The organism is Paracoccus fontiphilus (assembly GCF_017356265.1).
GTDB classification, from domain to species: Bacteria; Pseudomonadota; Alphaproteobacteria; order Rhodobacterales; family Rhodobacteraceae; genus Paracoccus; species Paracoccus fontiphilus.
The window spans coordinates 1-732 of sequence record NZ_JAFNAW010000173.1 but is presented as its reverse complement, the minus strand read 5'-3'; the positions used below and the strand labels follow the sequence as shown (position 1 = coordinate 732).

General features: G+C 75.7%; 1 protein-coding gene and 1 pseudogene. Both read right to left on the bottom strand.

Annotation, left to right across the window (positions count from 1 at the left end; all coding sequences use genetic code 11):
- Positions 1–326 (bottom strand): hypothetical protein (locus J0F76_RS20725; RefSeq protein ID WP_207472354.1); only part of this gene is annotated, 326 nt, incomplete at its 3' end.
- Positions 323–732 (bottom strand): annotated as a pseudogene (locus J0F76_RS20720) (hypothetical protein); the annotation flags it as partial. The gene J0F76_RS20725 and the pseudogene J0F76_RS20720, both read right to left, overlap by 4 nt.

Sequence of the window (732 nt, the reverse complement as noted above, 5' to 3'; positions counted from 1 at the left end):
GTCCGGCGCAGGGCGATGCGTTCCAGCGTGGCATCGTCGGGGGCGGGTGCCGCGCCATAGGCGGCGGGCCGCAGAGCGTCCGGCAGGCACCCCAGGATACGCGCGATGACAAGGATGCGGTCCTGCGGCGGCATCCCGCGCGTGGCCCGGACCAGCGCGCGGCGCGAGGGCCTGCGCGCCATCAGAGGGCGCAGGACCAGCGCGGCAAGCGCGCCTGCCAGCAGGCCGATCGCGGCCAGCGACAGGATCTCGGGCCAGCCCAGCGCGGCGATCTCCAGCGGCAGGCGGGGCGGGGCCAGTTGCGCCAGAAGTTCGTCGCGCGTCACGGCCGCACCTCGGTCACGGTGGCGCCAAGCGCGCGAAGGCGGGCCAGATCGGCGCTGGTGTCGGGGGCCGACAGGCGGGCGATCCGGCTGCGATGCCCGTCGCTGACCGCCAAGGGGCCGGGCGGGGGCTGCATCTCGGTTTCGTCCAGCATCAGCGCCAGAGTGACCGACCGCCGCCGCGCCAGGATGGCCAGCGCGGTTTCAGCGCCCCGCACGCCCTCCAGGCAGGTCGCAACCAGCACGCGCCCGCCAGACAGGGACAGCCGCATGGCCCGCGCGAAGGCCTCGGCCAAGGGCGCGTGGCCGGGGGCGGACAGTGCATGTTCGTGCTGGCGGGTCAGCATCTGGCAGACGGCCGCCATCGGACCGTCGCCGCTGCCGCCCCCGATCTCGGCCAGCCGCGCTC